Below are 16,702 nucleotides of genomic sequence, written 5' to 3'. Positions count from 1 at the left end.
CGAGCAGTTCCGAGCGGTGGCGTGAACTGTGGCGAGCGATTCGCCGAACTGGACAGACACTTGTCGCCTCGACTCGAGGGCTCTCGTATGCCACCGCACGTCAGGATCGTCAGCACCGGCGGTACGATCGCGAGCACGTCCGCAGACGAGGCAGACGAGTCGGGGAAGACGCCCTCGGAGTCGGGTGACGACCTCGTCGAGGCAGTCCCCGAGATCGCCGACCACGCCGAGATCGACGTCGTCGACGTCTGTCAGGTCTCGGGCTTCCAGATGGACTTCGAGAACGCCGGGAAGATCGTCGACGCCGTCGAACGCGCCGCCGAGGACGGGGCCGACGGCGTCGTCGTCACCCACGGGACCGACACGATGGCCGAGTCGGCGTACTACGTCGACCTCGCCTGCGAGGTAGACCTCCCCGTCGTCTTCACGGGCGCACAGCGACCGTTCGACCAGCTGGGAACCGACGGACCGACGAACCTCCTCGCGGCGGTCCGTGCCGCCGCCCACGAGCGGTTTCAAAACGGCGCGTACCTCGCGTTCAACGACGCCGTCCACGCCGCCCGCTGGGTCGTGAAAGGCCACACGAGCAAACTCGAAACGTTCGAATCGCCGGACGCGAACCCGGTCGCCGAGTTCACGCCGAACGGCGTCCGGTTCCTCCGGGAGCCACGGAGCTACTCGGCGTCGGTTCCGGGTGCGAGAGTCGACGGCGACGTTCGCGTCGAACTCGTCACGAACGCGATGGGCGTCGACGGACGGCAAGTCGAGCGCGCACTCGAGGACGGCGTCGACGGCGTCGTCGTCGCGGGTACCGGACTCGGCAACACGACGGGCGCGCTCGGCGACGCCCTCGAGTCGGCGATCGACGAGGGCGTTCCCGTCGTGCTCACCTCCCGCTGTCACGCCGGGACGACGGCCGGACTGTACGGCGGTCCCGGCGGCGGGCAGACGCTCCGCGAGGCGGGCGCGATCCCGGGTGGCGACCTCCAGCCGTGGAAAGCCCGGATCAAACTGGCGCTCGCGCTGTCGGCAGACGGCGGCCTCGAGGACGTTCGCGACCTGTTCGACGAAACGGAAACGCTCTAACGGATCGGAGACTCGAGTGGGCAACGGTCACCGGATCGCGCCGTCTCTCGAGCCGACCTCGTCACTCGAAGGCCGCGATACCGGCCAACTCACCGGATCGCGCCGTCTCTCGAGCCAGCTTCGTCACTCGAAGGCCGCGATACCGGTGAGATCCTGACCCAGAATCAACGTATGGATGTCGTGGGTCCCCTCGTAGGTGTAGACGGTCTCAATGTTCGCGAGGTGGCGCATCGGCGAGTAATCCGTAGTGATGCCGTTGCCGCCGAGCATCTCGCGGGCGACGCGGGCCTGCTCGCGGGCCATCTGCACGTTGTTGCGTTTCGCCAGCGAGACGTGCTGTGGACGGAGGTCACCACGTTCCTTGAGGTCCGCCAGCCGGTGGACCAGGAGCTGGCCGAGCGTGATCTGAGACGCCATCTCCGCGAGTTTCTCCTGCTGGAGCTGGAAACGTGCGATCGGCCCACCGAACTGCTCGCGATCCGTCGCGTACTGCCGTGCCTCCTCGAAGCAGTCTCGCGCCGCGCCGACAGCGCCCCAGGCGATGCCGTAGCGGGCCTGTGTGAGACACGACAGCGGCCCCTTCATGCCCTCGACGTTCGGCAGGACGTTCTCCTCGGGGACGCGCACGTCGTTTAAGCCGATCTCGCCCGTGATCGACGCGCGCAAGGAGAGTTTCTCGTCGATCTTGTTGGTCGTCACGCCGTCGCGGTCGGTCTCGACCAGAAAACCCCGCACCGGAGACCCCTCGCTCGAGTGGTCTTTCGCCCAGACGACGGCGACGTCGGCGATCGGCGAGTTCGTGATCCACGTCTTCGAGCCGTTGAGCACGTAGCCGTCGGAATCGCGTTCGGCCCGCGTCTCCATCGCCGACGGGTTCGAGCCGTGCTCGGGTTCGGTCAGCCCGAAACAGCCCACCGCCTCGCCCGCACCCAGTTTCGGCAGCCACTCTTCTTTCTGGTCCTCGCTGCCGAAGGCGTGAATCGGATACATCACCAGTGCGCCCTGCACCGACGCCATCGAACGCAGCCCCGAGTCACACGCCTCGAGTTCCTGCATCAACAGCCCGTAGGCCGTCTCCGACACGTTCGGCGAGCCATACCCCTCGAGATTCGGCGCGTAAAACCCCATCTCGCCCATCTCCGGGATCAGCTCGGTTGGGAACGTACCCGCTTCGAAGTGGTCGCCGATCTCCGGGCGGACCTCCTCGTCGACGAACTCGCGGGCGGTGTCGCGGATCAGCCGTTCCTCTTCGTCGAGGTCGGCCTCGAGTTGCACGTAGTCGAGCATGGGTAGGTTCTGAAACTGGAAAGGTGAAAAAGACTCGCGTTCGAAGACGACGATCGTTCTGGAACGTCACACGGACGCAGTCGTATCTCGTCACCGTCGAACGTCAGATATCGCCGGTGACGTCCGTCGACCGGCCATCGATCGTTTTTCGCAGATCTTATCACTCGCCGACAGTATTATGTTATATGATAACTAATAACAGTATGCCTGTCTGTGGGTAGGGGTACACGACCCGCGACGGGCCGCCCTCGCGCGAACGCAGGGAGTACGCAGGCCGCCCGGCCCACCTGCCAGCGACCGCGAGAGCGTCTTCCTGTCGGCGCTCGAGCGGTCCGGTCGCCGCTTTTCTCCGGTCGAACGGCACCACCGAGGAGGGAACGCTCGAGTGGAACCGAAACCGTCGTCCCGAACGAACTCCTCGAGTCGACTATGCCGACAGCCTCGAACGGATCCGTCTCGCTGTACTACGAGACCGCCGGTGACGGCGATCCCGTTGCGTTCGTCCCCGAGGCCGGTCTCGGCGGCTGGTCGTGGGGGTGGCAACATGCCGCCCTCGCCGGCCCATTCGATGTCGTCGTCTTCGATCCTCGTGGGACAGGCAGATCGGACGCCCCACCAGGCCCGTACGACCTGGAGACGCTCGCAGCCGACCTCGAAGCCGTCCTCGCCGACGTCGGGGCGCGAAACGCCCACGTCGTCGGCGCTGGCCTCGGCGGTGCCGTCGCCCTCGAGGCCGCCCGGACCTCGACGCGGGTCGAGACGCTGACGCTGTTCGGAGCCGGCGCGCGTGGCGACGACTTCGACCTCGACCCGCTCTACGCACCGCTGGACGATCGCGACGCACTCCGTGCCTCGCTCGAGGGCGTCCTCTCGGCTGACTTCCTCGCGGAACAGCCCGAGGACCTCCTCGAGGGGATCGTCGACTGGCGAGCCGACGGCGACGCGACCCGCGAGGGATGGGAGGCACAGACCGCCGCTCTCGAGTCGTTCGACGCGACGGCGTGGGGACTCGAGGTGACCCAGCCTGCGCTCGTCTTTCACGGAACCGACGACGACCTCGTCCCGCCGGAGTCGGGCCGAACGCTCGCCGAGCAGCTCCCACGCGGGCAGTTCCAGCCCCTCGAGGGCGCAGGCCACCTCTCGTTCGTCGAGCGCTCTCGCGAGGTAAACGACCAGATCGTGGGCTTTCTCGAGGAGCACGCACTCGAGGAGTAGATCCTGCTACACTACTACGTAGCGGGACGTCGTAGCTCGAGTCGTGACACTCTCGATCCGGCGTCGGGCGGAGTTGTGGGGTGATCGAACGGCGATCGTCGACGTCTCGGAGTCACGATTCTACGCATCCGCGAAGACGGTCGACGGGACGCGAGTCTCGTATACCGAACTCGCTGCCCTCGCCGACCGGGTCGCGACCGGGCTCGTAGCAACGGGAATCGGTGCCGGCGACGTCGTCTGCGTCGTCAGCCGGAACCGGGTCGCCTCACTCGCCCTGTTTTTCGCCTGCCATCGACTCGGTGTGACGTTCGCGCCGCTCTCCCACCGGTCGACGCCTGCGACCGTCGGCGACCCGATCGACCGAATCGATCCCGACCTCGTCGTCCACGAACCGGCCCAGCGCGACCTGGTTCGGGCGCTGTCTCGAGAAGCGACGGCCACGTTCGACGACGTCGTGGTGGACGAATCGACGGGGGTCGCTCCCGAAACGGCCACCGCAAGCGAGGACGGGCCGCTGTGTTACCTGCACGACGACGGTGGATCCCCGGTCGTCGCGTTCTCCCGCGAGACCGTCGAGCGAAACTGCATCGCGAGCGCTGCCACGTGGGGGCTCGGTCGGACCGATCGCGTGCCGCTTTTCCTCCCGCTGTCGACGTTCGACGGGCTGTTCCGGGTCACACTCCCGCTGCTTTACGTCGGCGGGACGATCCTGCTCGACCGGGCGTTCGATCCCGGCGACGCACTCGAGGCGATCCGCCAGGAGGACGCGACCCTGCTCGTCGGACGAGCCGTGGAGTTCCGGGAACTCGCCGCTCGCGGGTTCGACGACGGGCTCGGGTCGGTCTCGCGGGCCATCAGCGAAACGTCCGTCGACGACGAGATCCACGAGGCGTTTCGCGAACGAGGCGTTCCACTGACTCGCGCCCGTGGTTTCCTCGAGTGTCCAAACGCCCTGACGGAGCCGTTAGCGGGCGTCGACGAGACCCGTTTCCGGCCGGTTCTCGGCTGTGAGGCGCGACTCGTCGACGATGGCGTCCTCGAGGGCGCGGGTGAGGGACGCCTGCAGCTGTCGGGACCGGTCGTCGCCGACGGGTACGTAAGTCCTGCCAGTATCGGCGACGGTGACGACGCTGTGGACTCGAGTGTCGACCGCGACGGTGGCGCGTTCGTCGACGGCTGGTTCGAGACGGGCAAACGGTTCCGTCGTGACGAGGACGGACGGTACGCGCCATCCTGACGACGTGACCGGCTTCGGCCGCCGCCGCGCTCGCGGCTCGCGGCAACGCCGACACCGGGCGGAAGGTCTATTTTCACGGAGCCATCAGAAACGTGTGATGAGTCGACCCCGAATCGCCGTCCTCAACGCGGCCCACGAGGACGCGAACACGACGCGGAACTTTCGGCGCGAACTCGACGCCTCGCTGGCGGAGTTCGACGCCACCGCCGGCCACACGCCCGAGACGTTCGACTTCGACGCCGTCGCCGTCACGGGCTCACGGTCGTCGGTCTACGACGACGAGGCATGGATTTCCCCCACCAGAGAGTGGGTGAGCGGCGCGATCGATCGCGGACTCCCGTGTCTCGGCGTCTGCTGGGGCCACCAGCTGCTGGCCGACGTCCTCGGGGGCACCGTCTGTGACATGGGTGCCTACGAGATCGGCTACAGCGAGATCGAGCAGGTCGGCGATTCGCGGCTGTTCGAGGGGATCGACGAGCGGTTCGTCGCGTTCACCTCCCACCAGGACGAGGTCGCGACGCTCCCGCCGGGGGCCGACCCGCTCGCGACGAACGAGTACTCGAACCACGGCTTCCGAAAGGACCACGTCTTCGGCGTCCAGTTTCATCCCGAGTACGATCGAAAGACGGCCCGCGAACTGGTCCAGCGCAAGGAGTTCGACGAGGACCGCAAGCAGCGCGTCCTCGAGAGCATCACCGCCGAGAATCACGCCCGGACCGGTCAGGCGAAACTCGTCTTCGAGAACTTCCTCGAGTACGTCCGGGAGGTGCGACCGTCGACGGCCGCGACCGACGGCGACCACGACGCGTCGACCTGACGCTCGGCCGACCTCGAGCATCGACGATCTAAACGCCTGCAGGTCGACGAATACGGGTTCTGTGCTACAGGCGGCACTCGCGAATTCGGGCGCAACGGCTGGGACAACCGTTCCCAGACGATCATCTTGTTGTCCGACGGCTACACCAATCGTGGACCGGACCCGATCGGTATCGCCGAAACGGCCGCCGAGCGCGACGTCGAGATCAGCACCATCGGCGTCGGCGGCGGCATCGACGAGAACGAACTCCGGGAGATCGCCGGCATTACCGGTGGTGACTTCTATCACGTCCAGGACGCCGACGACCTGCCCGACACCTTCGAGCGGGTCGCCGAGAACCAGACCGGCGTCGACCTCGAGGACACCAACGGCGACGGCATTCCCGACCGGGTTGCGGAGATGGACCTGGCGATGCCGACCGGCGAACCCGGCGTCGTCGGCGAACCGCTGAACCTCGATCCGATCGCGCTGGACACGAGTGGCGACGGCATCCGCGACAACGAGACGGTCGACATCAACTATCGCGTCTTCCAGGAGGACAACGAGACGAAACTGCACGCGTCGGTCACCTACGCCGAACACCACCCCGCCCGGATCGACACGACCGGTGATGGGCTGACGGACCGAGAACAGTTCGAGGGATGGGAGATCGAGGTCGTCGACGATCACGAAGATGCACAAGAATTGATGGCACCGCTCATTTCAGACGATGATCGTGCTACGTCCTCGTATTTCGACTCGCGGAGCGTCTCTGCGAATCCACTGGTATCCGATACGAACGGTGACGGACTAACCGACCTCGAGGAACACGACCTCGGCACCGATCCCAAACGCACCGCTACGGTCGCCGACGGCATTTCCGACGTCGAGGCACTCTATCGTCCCGAGGAAGATCCGACAGTCTTCACGACGACACCGCCTGAAGCACACCTCCTCGAGTTTAATCGCCGGCTGACCAAAGGCAACCTCGACGTCGAGGGAGGTTTCAGTGTCGGGTGGGACGGGGTCGAGACCCCGTCGGTTGATGTCGACCGGCCTGGCTACGTCTACGAGTTCGATCTCCTCGTGGTAGATTCACTTGGTGTCGACCGTGTCGAACTACAGCAATCTGGAGTCACGGAGTTCGCGAAAACCTATCCATCTGTCTCGCCCGTTCGGGAGGGCGATATCTCGTTTTATGCCGAAGGCGAGCGAGTACTGACAGAGTTCCGTGGGGCAGAAACCGATGTAACGACCGAAGATGCGGTCGGAAACACCGGTACCGAGATCGTCCAAACCGAACGGTCGATCGCCGGCAGGGTAGCTACCGAATACTCCTGGATGGACCAGCGGGATCTCGGCACTGTTTCGGGACTTACGCACGGTGCAGCAGAGGTCCCTGATTTCGTTCGGTTGCTCGTCGGCGATCCCGAGCAACTGGCCGAGGCAGTCACGGCGTTCACCGAGGAGTACCTTGCAGTCCAGCAAGACCCCACCAGATCTGACGCTGAATTCTGGGTTCAGGTTGCGCGAAACATGGGTGCGAACGTCCACCGAACCCAGGCACAAGACAATCCGGAGCAGTCGCCGACTGGTTCACCGACTGGAGACGTCACGTACTGTACAGACCAGTACCTCGACGACGATCAACCCACGTCCGACTACTGCCAGTTCGCCGCGGGCTGGTACGAGGGGTACACCACTTATCTCGTCGTCGAATTCCTCGTCGGATCGAAGGGTACGCTGAAAGGCGTCTCGAGTGCCGACGACCTCCGCCACGTACTCGACGACGCTGGAGACAACATCGACACCGCTCGAGGTCTTCGTCAGCTCGATGGGCCGGAGACGACAACCGGAAAAATCACGTATCGGATCGTCACCGACGGCGGTACACCACACGTCGATGCACCGACTGTGGCGCGACACCTCCGTGACGATCACGGTATCGATACCGCCGGCGGCATTAAGCGTGCCTTCGACCACCTCGACGAGGACCTGCGTCACCTCGAGGACCTGTCCTCGAGCGAGCAGGCAGCGCTCGCGGCACGCCTCTCGAAGAGCTCGGATCCGAGTGCGGCACGGGCGTTCGTCGATGAACTGGACACTGCAGGCGATGTGCGTCGGTTGCTCGATCAGGATCAGATGACGACGAACCGGATGACAGATGTCTACGTCAATCGTGGTACTGATGCACGCCAATACCGAAATATTGATCCTGATCTGGAACCAGCCAATATACTTCACGTCGCCGAAGAAGGAAATATACATGGAACGAATGTTATCGTAAAAAGAGATGGTGACGTAAGATGGCTTGAACAGGGCACTAGTGACTTTGGATGGAGACATATTGAACAACGCCATATCCAGGGAGTGGGAAAAGATGCAGTCTCTGAAGATGGAATAACAAGCTTCTGGCCAGTAGGTCAAAAAATAGAGGGGAAAACATTACCAAATAAAATGACAACAAACGAAATTGATGACCTAATCTACGAAGCTATTAAAAGCGGTGACTCCTCGGGTGGTAGTGCTATCGGGAAAACAGAATATATGCTTACGCCGGTCCCTCAAGAAGGAATTGAACGGATGCGCGTCGTGGTAAAACAGGATGGATCAATAGAAACAGCATATCCTGAGACTGGAACTGCTGTTGAAAAATGGAACGAGGGGTGGATCTGATGGATAACACTACTATAAAAATAGAATTCCGGGACGACGATGAGTTCCGAGCGTCGATCAAAAATGGTAATCCGGATCCGATCGGTGGTGTCCGAATTAGTGCCAACGATCGATATCTGGTTGGAAATGCAGACGAGTATCTGCCAACGTGGGTCTCGGATTTTGTGTTCCGAATAGTTGATAGTAGTATTGCTGTTCTTGACGGTGAACGACAGACGGTCATCAACCACAACGGACCCTCGTATCTGGTACTTAATCCTGTTGACGAGACGACCGTGGAACTCTCTCATCGGTTAATTTGGGAAGCAGTCGAGAATCCGGATGAATATCCCGAACTAGTCAACACAGCAACCACCACGACTGATGAATTCATCTCAGCCGTTGAGAGGGCCGGGAGCCAATTGGTGGAATGTCTGACAGAGTACAACCCACAACTCGAGGAGACAGATACTATTTCTGAGATGGAGGATGCTCTTGAGCAACTGATGGAACACAAACACGAGAACGAGAATAACAATACAAATTAGTAGAATAGACAGATCTTTGGGAAGATAACGGTAAAGGTGGACGGAAATAAGGTGAACCACACAATCCATGGCGATCGAGGCAAATATCGTAGATATCCCCCCACACTGTGAGTATCAGGGAACTATCTACGAACAACGGGTCGTCCTGCAGGCGGCGTCTGTCGAGCTCGGGTGCTTCGACCCGGACATGCACGCTTCCGAGTCAATAATCGGCGAACGCTGTGAGATAGATTTCTATCCAGCGCTGCCGACTGCCGTTGAACGGGCAGTCGAAACCGATGTCGGGATCAAGCCCAATCCAGACGAGCCACAGGACTACACTGACCACCAGTTCTCCGGTCACGTGGTCTCCGTGTCCAGCGGCTGGCCGAAGTCGGTCGAACTGGACGTCGACGTCGTCGGTGAGTCACTCGAGCTCGATCCGATCGCCCTCGATACGAGCGGCGACGGCATCCGCGACAACGAGACGGTCGACATCAACTATCGCGTCTTCCAGGAGGACAACGAGACGAAACTGCACGCGTGGGTCATCTACGCCGAACACCACCCCGCCCGGATCGACACGACCGGTGATGGGCTGACGGACCGAGAACAGCTCGAGGGCTGGGAGATCGAGACGATCCCGATGATCCCGCCGCATTCATGATGGCGATGCTCGAGGACGTCCCTGCGGATGCCGCTGCCGACGAGCTGATGGTCTCGACGTTACTGCGAGGAGTCCCTCCGGCGTTCGTCCGCCTCGACGATCGGGACGACGAGACCATCGTTTCGAAGGTCATAGCTCTCGACGTCGACGTCGCCAAAGTGGATCTGTTCATCAGCCTCGGCCGTGTCGCTCGCGAGGGCGTCCTCACGGAGGAGAGTCTCCGAGAAATGGATCGGTTCCTCGAGAATCTCGGGGGGCTCGAGGATGTCGAGGGGATCGAGCAGCGCATCCGAGACCGCCTGCTCTGATCGAATCTATCGCGCCTCTTGATGGGTGATGAGAAGGCTCGAGATCTCCGTCGCAATAACACGCTATCGGAACCGATACCGGAGAAGAACTCGCGAACGCTTACGCGTTCAGCACCTGCCGCAACACGTCGGGTGCCTCCTCGAGGGCGTCGTCGAGCGCCTCGACGTCGGGGCCGCCACCCTGTGCGAAGTCCGGCGGGCCGCCGCCGCCGCCGCCGACTTTCTGGGCGAGTTCGCCGACGACCTCGCCGGCGTTGACGCCGGTGCCGTCGGGGACGGCGACGACGAACTGGGCACCGTCGGCACCGCTGCCGAGGACGGCAATCTTGCCGTCGTCGACCAGCGCGTTCGCCGTGGCACGGAGTTCGTCCATGTCGGCGTCGATCCGCTGGACCACCGCGGTCGCGTCGCCGACGTCGACCTCCTCGCCGCCACCGCCGCCACCGGCACGGGCCGCCGCGAGCTGTTCTTTCAGGTCCTCGATCTGCTTGCCCCGATCCTTCCACTCCTCGAAGAACCGTTCTGCGGTCTCGGGGACCTCCTCGGGCGAGACGTCTAAGACGTCTGCGGCCTCGTAGAGGGCGTCTTCGGTGCGCTGGGTCGCTTCGATCGCGGCGTCGCCGGCGGCGAAGGTGATGCGTTCGACGCCGTCCTGGACGCGCTCGGTCGAGCGAATCTTGATCGCGCCGATGTCGCCGGTGCGGGCGACGTGGGTGCCACCGCAGGCCTGGACGTCTTCGGCGACGTGGATCAGCCGGATGTTCGTCCCCGGCGGAATGCCGCCCTGGTAGAGGTCGAAGCCGTGTTCGGCCTCGGCCTCGTGGCGGTGGGGCCACTCCTGGCTGACGGAGGTGTTCTCCATCACGATGCCGTTTGCGACGCGTTCGATCCGTTTGACGTCCTCTCGAGAGATGCGCTCGTAGTGGCGCAGGTCGATCCGCGAGGACTCGACACCCTTCTGGGCACCGGCCTGTCGGACGTGCTCGCCGAGGACCTGCCGGGCCGAGTGGATGATGACGTGGGTGGCCGTGTGGTGGCGCATCAGCTGGCGACGGCGGGTAGCGTCGATCTGCCCGTTGACGAACTCGCCTTTGCTCAGCGGCTCGTCGGTCCGGTGGAGGATGACGTCGTCGTCGATCTGGACGTCGCGAACGTCGACGGTCGTCTCGTCGGTCGAGAGCGTCCCCCGGTCTGCGGGCTGGCCACCGCCTTCGGGGTAGAACATCGTCTGATCGAGGACGACGTCGTAGCCGTCTTCGCGCTCGAAGACGTCGAGGACGACCGCCTCGAACTGGGTTCGCTGCTGGTCGTCGTAGTAGAGTTTCTCCGTCTTCGGGAGGTCCTCGAACCGTTCGTCTTCGCTCTCTTCGTCCACCTCGAGTTCGCCGGCGGTGTCGTGGCGCTCGGCGACGAGGCTGTAGAAGTCGTCCGGCACCTGGACGTCCGCGCCAACGTCGCTCGCGATCTCCTCGACCATGTCCGGCTGGATGCCGTGGCTGTCGTAGAGTTCGATCAGTTCGGTCGTCGGGATCGCCTCGCCGCGTTCGGCGTACTCCCGGGCCAGCTGTTCGACGCGACGGCCGCCACGCTCCAGGGTCTCGCGGTACTTTTCGACCTCGTTGCGGACGATGTCGCGGATCGTGTCCCGGTTTTCGTACTCGAGGCGTTCGGCCTGCATGTCGACGAGTTCGTCAAGCGGCGCGTCGACGCCGACGTTGTCACAGAGCCGTTTCGTCCGCCGGAGAACCATCCGCGCCAGGTAGCCGGTGCCGACGTTCGAGGGGACGATGCCGTCGCCGAACATGTACGCCAGCGTCCGGCAGTGGTCTGCGATGGCGTAGATGTCCTCGAGGGGTTCCATCAGTTCCTCGAGTCGCTCGCGGTCGACGTCGAGGCGGTCTGCGATGTCACCGCGGGCGGTCTCCATGTCCTCGGCCTCGTCGATGTCCATGTAGCCCGCGAGCTTCGAGGCGCGGTGGAGCAGCGCCTCCTCCTCGTCGGTGTACTCGAGTCCGGCGTTGTCCTTCAGAAACTCGATCGCGTCGGGGTAGACGGCCTCGTAGACGGTCGGCGTCCCCTGGGACACCCACGTCCACCGCTCTAACCCGTAGCCGGTGTCGACGATGTAGGTGTCCATCGGGCTGTAGCGGTTGCCGTCTTTCATCTCGTACTCGCCGTCGGGATCCTGCTCCATCGACATGAAAACGAGCGTGGCGAGTTCGACGCCCCGGAAGATGACCTCGATCGCCGGCCCCGCGTTGCCGCCGCCGACCCACGGGTCCTCGATGTAGATCACTTCCTCGAGGTCGACGCCCAGCGAGTCGAAAAAGCGGTCACAGAGTTCGACGGTGCGGTCCTTCCAGTAGACTTCGCCCTCGTAGGCGTACTCCTCGTCGGCGTCTTCGCGCGTGTTGAACGCGTGGTGGGCCATCATCTCGAAGGCCATCGTGTGTCGGCCCGTCTTGCCGACGTTGTCGATGTCCTGCATCCGGATACAGGGCTGCGAGATGGTCAGCGGGTTCGCCGGCGGCGGCGTCTCCCCGCTCGTGACGAGCGGCTGGAAGTCGTAGATCGACGCCTGCGTCAACAGGACGTCGTCGCGCCAGCGGTTCGCCGCGACGGGGTAGGGGTCGATGCGCTCGTGGTCGTGCTCTTCGAAAAACGAGAGGAACGTCTCGCGCATCTCTTCCAGGCTGTACTCGTCGTCGAACCCCGGGTTGTCGATGAAGCTGTAGTCCTCACACGGCGGTTCCCCACACGTCGTGCGGTCGTGATCGCGCGTCCAGAAGTGCGCGCCACACTTCGAGCACTCCTTTCGCTCGAAGCCTTCCTCCTCGAAATAGTCGAGGCGGTACTCTTCCTCGAGTTCGCTCATTAGACTCACATGACCATGCAGCGGGTAAAACAGTTCCGGGACGGAGACCCGAACGCGGGCGTCTCGCCGTGCAAGGCGTCGATTCACCGACGATCGTCCGCTGGATGCCGCCGGCGGCCGGGAAGACGCAGGCGGCACTCGAGTCGGGGCCAACGACTACGGTCGTGGTCGACGTACGCTCTCGTGATGGGATCGCAAGAATCCGCTCACGCCGGCGATGTAGACTCGAGCCGTCCGAGATGGCGCGAGGTTCTCACCGCGATCGCGTTCGTCGTCGGCGTCAACGCCGTCGGTGCAGCACCCGCCCTCCTCGGGGGTCCGAACTCGGCGTGGTTCCGGGCGCTCGAGAAGCCGGCGTTTTACCCGCCCGGCTGGCTGTTCGGCGTCGTCTGGACGATTCTCTTTACGCTGCTGGGCGTCGCGTGCTACCTGGTCTATCGGCGAGGACTCGAGCGACGTGCGGTCAGGATCGCACTCGGTGCGTTCGTCGTGCAGATGGCCGTCAACGTCACCTGGACGCCCACCTTTTTCACGCTGCAGGAACCACTTCTCGCGCTCGGCATCGTCGCCGTGCTGTTCGTCCTCGTCGCCGCGACGATCGCGGCGTTCGCCCGCGTCGATCGGCTGGCGGCCGTCCTCCTCGTTCCGTACCTGCTGTGGGTCGGTTTCGCGACCCTGCTTAACTACATGATCTGGTCGATAAACGCGTGAGATCGACCACGGCGATCGGCGGGTCGACGACGACGTCAGAACGGGTGTGAGCCGGCCCCTCGAGTCCGGGCCAAGTTCATTGTTCGAATACGATAAATTATTAAAGTAGATTGCCTCCGTATCGGTAAGATCGAACACACCGCTCTCGAGGAACCAACACGGATGACCGAAACGGTCCTGTACGTCGCCGCGTCGCACGAGGACGCCCACGAGGGAGCGACCGCACTCGAGCGGGCCGGATCGACCCTCACAGTCGAACCGGCCGTCTCCCTGGCGAAGGTCCACGAGTGCGTTCCCGCCGTCGACTGCGTCGTCTTCGCCGAAACGCCGACGACCGCCGACGGCGCACACTTGCTCGAGGTGGTCGACGCGTGCGGGTCGAAACCGCTCGTCCTGTTCACGGACGCTGCGTACAGTCCGAAAGCGGCCAGGGCGACCGACGGAATCGACGGCTACGTTCGTCGCGAGGGCGAGGCGGCAGTCGCCCACCTGGCCGACGAAATCGCCTGGATGTGCAACGCCACAGGCGACGACGGGGGACTCACCGCCGGGCCGGGCATGACGGACGCGGAAGCCGTCACGGACGACTCGGCCGAGGTGGCGGCGACGCTGGAGAACCACGAGCGGCGATCGAAGCAGCGACGTCGCGATCGCAGAGAGTGCGTGCTCGACTTCCACGAGGCGACCGTCCAGATCGTCGCTGCAGCAGACGAAGCCGAACTGTACGACCGGGCCGTCGCGACCGCCGAGAACTGTCTCGCGTTCGATTGCTGTCGGGTGCTGACCGACGACGACGGCGAGTTCGTCACGCGGGCGTCGGCCGTGGGCGACTGCGACCGGTCGTGGCCACTCGAGGACGACCACGATCTCGCAGCGGAGACGCTCGAGACCGGCGAGTCAGTGCTAGTCGACGACGTCAGGGAGTCCGCACTCGTCGAAACCGACGGTGGCCCCTGGTCGATCGTCAGCGTCCCGATCGGCGAGGTCGGCGTCTTCCAGGCGGTCACCGCCGGCCCCGACGCGTTCGACGACGCGGCGCTCGAACTCGTCGAGTCGCTCGTCGCCCACGTCACCGAAACGGTCGCCAGACTCCGGACCGAGGCGGCGCTCGTCTCCGAGCGCGACCGACTCTCGGCGCTGTTCGACAACGTCCCGGACCCCACAGTCCGATACGAGTTCGTCGACGGCGACGCCGTCGTCCGCGACGTAAACGACGCCTTCGAGGAGGCATTCGGCTACGATCGCGAGGCGGTGCTCGACGAGAACGTCGACGAGTACGTCGTGCCGCCGAATCTCGACGACGAGGCCAGACAGCTCAACGAGACGCTACTGGCCGGCGAGTGTCTCCAGGTCGTCAGCCGTCGCCAGACCGCCGACGGCATCAGAGACTTCCTGATCAACGTCGTTCCGCTCGCGCTGGGCAAGCGTGGCGTCGAGGGGTTCTCGATCTACACGGACATCACCGAGCAAAAGCGCCGCGAGCGCGAACTCGCCGCCCAGAACGAACGCCTCGACGAGTTCGCCAGCATCGTCAGCCACGACCTCCGCAGTCCGCTGAACGTCGCCCGGGGCTACCTCGAGCTGGCGAAAGAGACCGGCGACGACGAACACGTCGCCGAGGTCGAGGCCGCACACGAACGCATGCGTTCGCTCATCGACGAACTCCTGGCGCTCTCCCGGCGGGGGTCGGTGATCGGCGAGACCGAACCCGTCGCCGTCCACGACGTCGCGAGACGTGCCTGGGCCACCGTCGATACCGGAGACGCCGAACTCGTCCTCGAGAACGACGCCATCGTCGAGGCCGACAAGGCACGACTGATCGAGATCCTCGAGAATTTGATCCGGAACGCGACCGACCACGGCGACGACGCCGTCACCGTCCGGCTCGGTGCGACCGAGGGCGGCTTCTTCGTCGCCGACGACGGACCGGGGATTCCAGCGGCCGAGCGGGACGCTGTCTTCGACTCCGGATACACGACCGCCGACGACGGCACCGGACTGGGGCTCAGCATCGTCGAGGAGATCGTCGACGCACACGGCTGGACCGTCGAGGTGACAGACGGCGACGATGGCGGCGCTCGGTTCGAGATCCGGGGCGTAGAGACCGACGCGGTGGATTCTGCGGACCTCGAAGACGACCAGCGGCGGAGCCGCGACCACTAACAGCTCACTCGTCTTCGAGCGCGAGCGACGCGAGCATCGCCTCGAGTTGCAGCCGTTCGTTCGCACCCTCCGTAATTCGGTAGTCGACCTCGCCAAGACGCTCGAGCAGCCGGACGGTGGCCTGTTCGGGGAGGTCGAACTCCCAGGCCGAGCGGTGGAGCTGGTCGATGACGTCGCCGCCGGCGAGTCCGCGGTCGGTAAGCAGGGTCTCGAGGGTCGCACGAGCGGCGGTGAAGTCGCCCGCGATCGCCTGTTCGACCATCTCCTCGACCTCCTCGGGGCGGGCGGTGGCAGTAATGGCGAAGACGGCCTCCTCGTCGACGGTCTCGCCCATGACGGCGGCAGCCTGCAGGCCGTTGATCGCTTTCCGCATGTCGCCGTCGGCGGCGTAGACCAGCGCGTCGACGCCGTCGTCGGTCAGTTCGATCCCCTCCTCGGCGGCGATCTCCCGGATCTGGGCCTCGACGGCGTCGTCCGACAGCTGGGTGAAGCGGAAGACGGCACACCGCGACTGGATCGGGTCGATGATCTGACTCGAGTAGTTACACGAGAGGATAAAACGGGTGTTGTTCGAGAACTGCTCCATCGTCCGGCGCAGCGCGGACTGGGCGTCGCTGGTCAGCGCGTCGGCCTCGTCTAAGAAGATGATCCGATAGTCGTAGCCGCCGAAACTCGAGCGGGCGAAGTTCTTGATCCGGTCGCGAACGACGTCGATGCCGCGCTGGTCTGAGGCGTTCAACTCGAGGAAGTTCTCTCGCCAGTCGTCGCCGTAGATTTCGCGAGCGATCGCCTGGGCTGCGGTCGTTTTACCGGTTCCAGCCGGCCCCGCGAACATGAGGTGGGGCAGGTCGTCTTGCTCGACGTAGCGTTTCAGCCGGGGGACGACGTTCTCGTGGCCTTTGACGTCGTCTAACCCCTCCGGACGATACTTTTCGATCCAGATCCCGGATCGGCCCCCCGCAGGCTCCGCGGTTTCGGCGTCGGCCTCGCTCATACTGTGAGACAGACTCCTCGGAGTGATAAATTCCCCGAGAACGATCGTCCTCGAGGGTCCGATTCGCGGGCCGGACTCGAGCGGAGATCGATCCGGCCTCGGGCGGACGTCGACTGCTTCATGGACGGTCGAGGCGATACCCCGACCCTCGAGAGTCGGGGTTGTTGACCACGTCTGCAGG

At 64.1% G+C, this 16,702-nt stretch carries 13 protein-coding genes; 10 read left to right on the top strand and 3 right to left on the bottom strand.

Annotated features, from left to right (window positions below):
* The first annotated feature begins 87 nt into the window (after nt 1–87).
* Nucleotides 88–1,086 carry an asparaginase gene (locus tag MU558_RS07410; RefSeq protein ID WP_246973577.1) on the top strand — a complete coding sequence of 333 codons (999 nt, stop codon included), beginning with the start codon at nt 88–90 and terminating at the stop codon, nt 1,084–1,086.
* Between the two features lie 123 nt (nt 1,087–1,209).
* Here the strand turns inward: MU558_RS07410 and MU558_RS07405 are convergent, their stop codons facing one another.
* The gene (locus MU558_RS07405) at nt 1,210–2,373 is read right to left on the bottom strand and encodes an acyl-CoA dehydrogenase family protein (protein ID WP_246973562.1); all 1,164 of its coding nucleotides are present in this window, start codon (nt 2,371–2,373) and stop codon (nt 1,210–1,212) included.
* Between the two features lie 429 nt (nt 2,374–2,802).
* Between MU558_RS07405 and MU558_RS07400 the strand changes: the two genes are divergently transcribed.
* The 7 genes from MU558_RS07400 (at nt 2,803) to MU558_RS07370 (ending at nt 9,778) form a co-directional block, all read left to right on the top strand.
* A complete protein-coding gene (locus MU558_RS07400; protein WP_246974867.1) occupies nt 2,803–3,588 on the top strand; it encodes an alpha/beta fold hydrolase in 786 nt (261 codons plus the stop codon).
* 43 nt (nt 3,589–3,631) lie between these two features.
* Nucleotides 3,632–4,825, top strand: coding sequence for an AMP-binding protein (locus tag MU558_RS07395; protein ID WP_246973560.1), 1,194 nt, complete (start codon nt 3,632–3,634; stop codon nt 4,823–4,825).
* Nucleotides 4,826–4,922: 97 nt separating this feature from the next.
* Complete coding sequence (locus MU558_RS07390; protein ID WP_246973558.1) at nt 4,923–5,642, top strand: type 1 glutamine amidotransferase; 720 nt, start codon at nt 4,923–4,925, stop codon at nt 5,640–5,642.
* Nucleotides 5,643–5,771: 129 nt separating this feature from the next.
* Nucleotides 5,772–8,297, top strand: a complete 2,526-nt coding sequence (locus tag MU558_RS07385) for a vWA domain-containing protein (protein WP_246973556.1) — start codon at nt 5,772–5,774, stop codon at nt 8,295–8,297.
* The gene (locus MU558_RS07380; RefSeq protein WP_246973554.1) at nt 8,297–8,824 is read left to right on the top strand and encodes a hypothetical protein; all 528 of its coding nucleotides are present in this window, start codon (nt 8,297–8,299) and stop codon (nt 8,822–8,824) included. The genes MU558_RS07385 and MU558_RS07380 overlap by 1 nt, the downstream gene beginning before the upstream one ends.
* Before the next feature lie 67 nt (nt 8,825–8,891).
* Nucleotides 8,892–9,470: a hypothetical protein gene (locus MU558_RS07375; protein ID WP_246973551.1), complete on the top strand. Its 579-nt coding sequence runs from the start codon at nt 8,892–8,894 to the stop codon at nt 9,468–9,470.
* On the top strand, nt 9,470–9,778 hold the full coding sequence (locus MU558_RS07370; protein WP_246973549.1) for a hypothetical protein: 309 nt from the start codon (nt 9,470–9,472) through the stop codon (nt 9,776–9,778). The genes MU558_RS07375 and MU558_RS07370 overlap by 1 nt, the downstream gene beginning before the upstream one ends.
* 100 nt (nt 9,779–9,878) lie before the next feature.
* On the opposite strand, the gene alaS is transcribed toward MU558_RS07370, so the two are convergent.
* Entirely contained in the window at nt 9,879–12,653 is a 2,775-nt protein-coding gene (gene alaS, locus MU558_RS07365; protein WP_246973546.1) for an alanine--tRNA ligase, read from the bottom strand.
* A 186-nt stretch (nt 12,654–12,839) separates the two neighbouring features.
* Between alaS and MU558_RS07360 the strand changes: the two genes are divergently transcribed.
* Together MU558_RS07360 and MU558_RS07355 are read left to right on the top strand one after the other, a co-directional pair.
* Nucleotides 12,840–13,364 carry a TspO/MBR family protein gene (locus tag MU558_RS07360; RefSeq protein WP_246973543.1) on the top strand — a complete coding sequence of 175 codons (525 nt, stop codon included), beginning with the start codon at nt 12,840–12,842 and terminating at the stop codon, nt 13,362–13,364.
* 162 nt (nt 13,365–13,526) lie between these two features.
* Nucleotides 13,527–15,527: a sensor histidine kinase gene (locus MU558_RS07355; protein WP_246973541.1), complete on the top strand. Its 2,001-nt coding sequence runs from the start codon at nt 13,527–13,529 to the stop codon at nt 15,525–15,527.
* 4 nt (nt 15,528–15,531) lie between these two features.
* Here the strand turns inward: MU558_RS07355 and MU558_RS07350 are convergent, their stop codons facing one another.
* Nucleotides 15,532–16,521 carry a replication factor C small subunit gene (locus MU558_RS07350; protein ID WP_246973539.1) on the bottom strand — a complete coding sequence of 330 codons (990 nt, stop codon included), beginning with the start codon at nt 16,519–16,521 and terminating at the stop codon, nt 15,532–15,534.
* Between the last annotated feature and the right edge of the window lie 181 nt (nt 16,522–16,702).

The organism is Natribaculum luteum (assembly GCF_023008545.1).
Classification (GTDB): Archaea; Halobacteriota; Halobacteria; order Halobacteriales; family Natrialbaceae; genus Natribaculum; species Natribaculum luteum.
This window is presented reverse-complemented; position numbering and strand designations above follow the sequence as displayed.

Excerpts from the sequence above, each read along its gene's own strand:
- MU558_RS07410 (WP_246973577.1), top strand. The coding sequence starts at position 88 with ATGCCACCGCACGTCAGGATCGTCAGCACCGGCGGTACGATCGCGAGC.
- MU558_RS07405 (WP_246973562.1), bottom strand. The coding sequence starts at position 2,373 with ATGCTCGACTACGTGCAACTCGAGGCCGACCTCGACGAAGAGGAACGG.
- MU558_RS07400 (WP_246974867.1), top strand. The coding sequence starts at position 2,803 with ATGCCGACAGCCTCGAACGGATCCGTCTCGCTGTACTACGAGACCGCC.
- MU558_RS07390 (WP_246973558.1), top strand. The coding sequence starts at position 4,923 with ATGAGTCGACCCCGAATCGCCGTCCTCAACGCGGCCCACGAGGACGCG.
- MU558_RS07380 (WP_246973554.1), top strand. The coding sequence starts at position 8,297 with ATGGATAACACTACTATAAAAATAGAATTCCGGGACGACGATGAGTTC.
- MU558_RS07375 (WP_246973551.1), top strand. The coding sequence starts at position 8,892 with ATGGCGATCGAGGCAAATATCGTAGATATCCCCCCACACTGTGAGTAT.
- MU558_RS07370 (WP_246973549.1), top strand. The coding sequence starts at position 9,470 with ATGGCGATGCTCGAGGACGTCCCTGCGGATGCCGCTGCCGACGAGCTG.
- alaS (WP_246973546.1), bottom strand. The coding sequence starts at position 12,653 with ATGAGCGAACTCGAGGAAGAGTACCGCCTCGACTATTTCGAGGAGGAA.
- MU558_RS07360 (WP_246973543.1), top strand. The coding sequence starts at position 12,840 with ATGGGATCGCAAGAATCCGCTCACGCCGGCGATGTAGACTCGAGCCGT.
- MU558_RS07355 (WP_246973541.1), top strand. The coding sequence starts at position 13,527 with ATGACCGAAACGGTCCTGTACGTCGCCGCGTCGCACGAGGACGCCCAC.
- MU558_RS07350 (WP_246973539.1), bottom strand. The coding sequence starts at position 16,521 with ATGAGCGAGGCCGACGCCGAAACCGCGGAGCCTGCGGGGGGCCGATCC.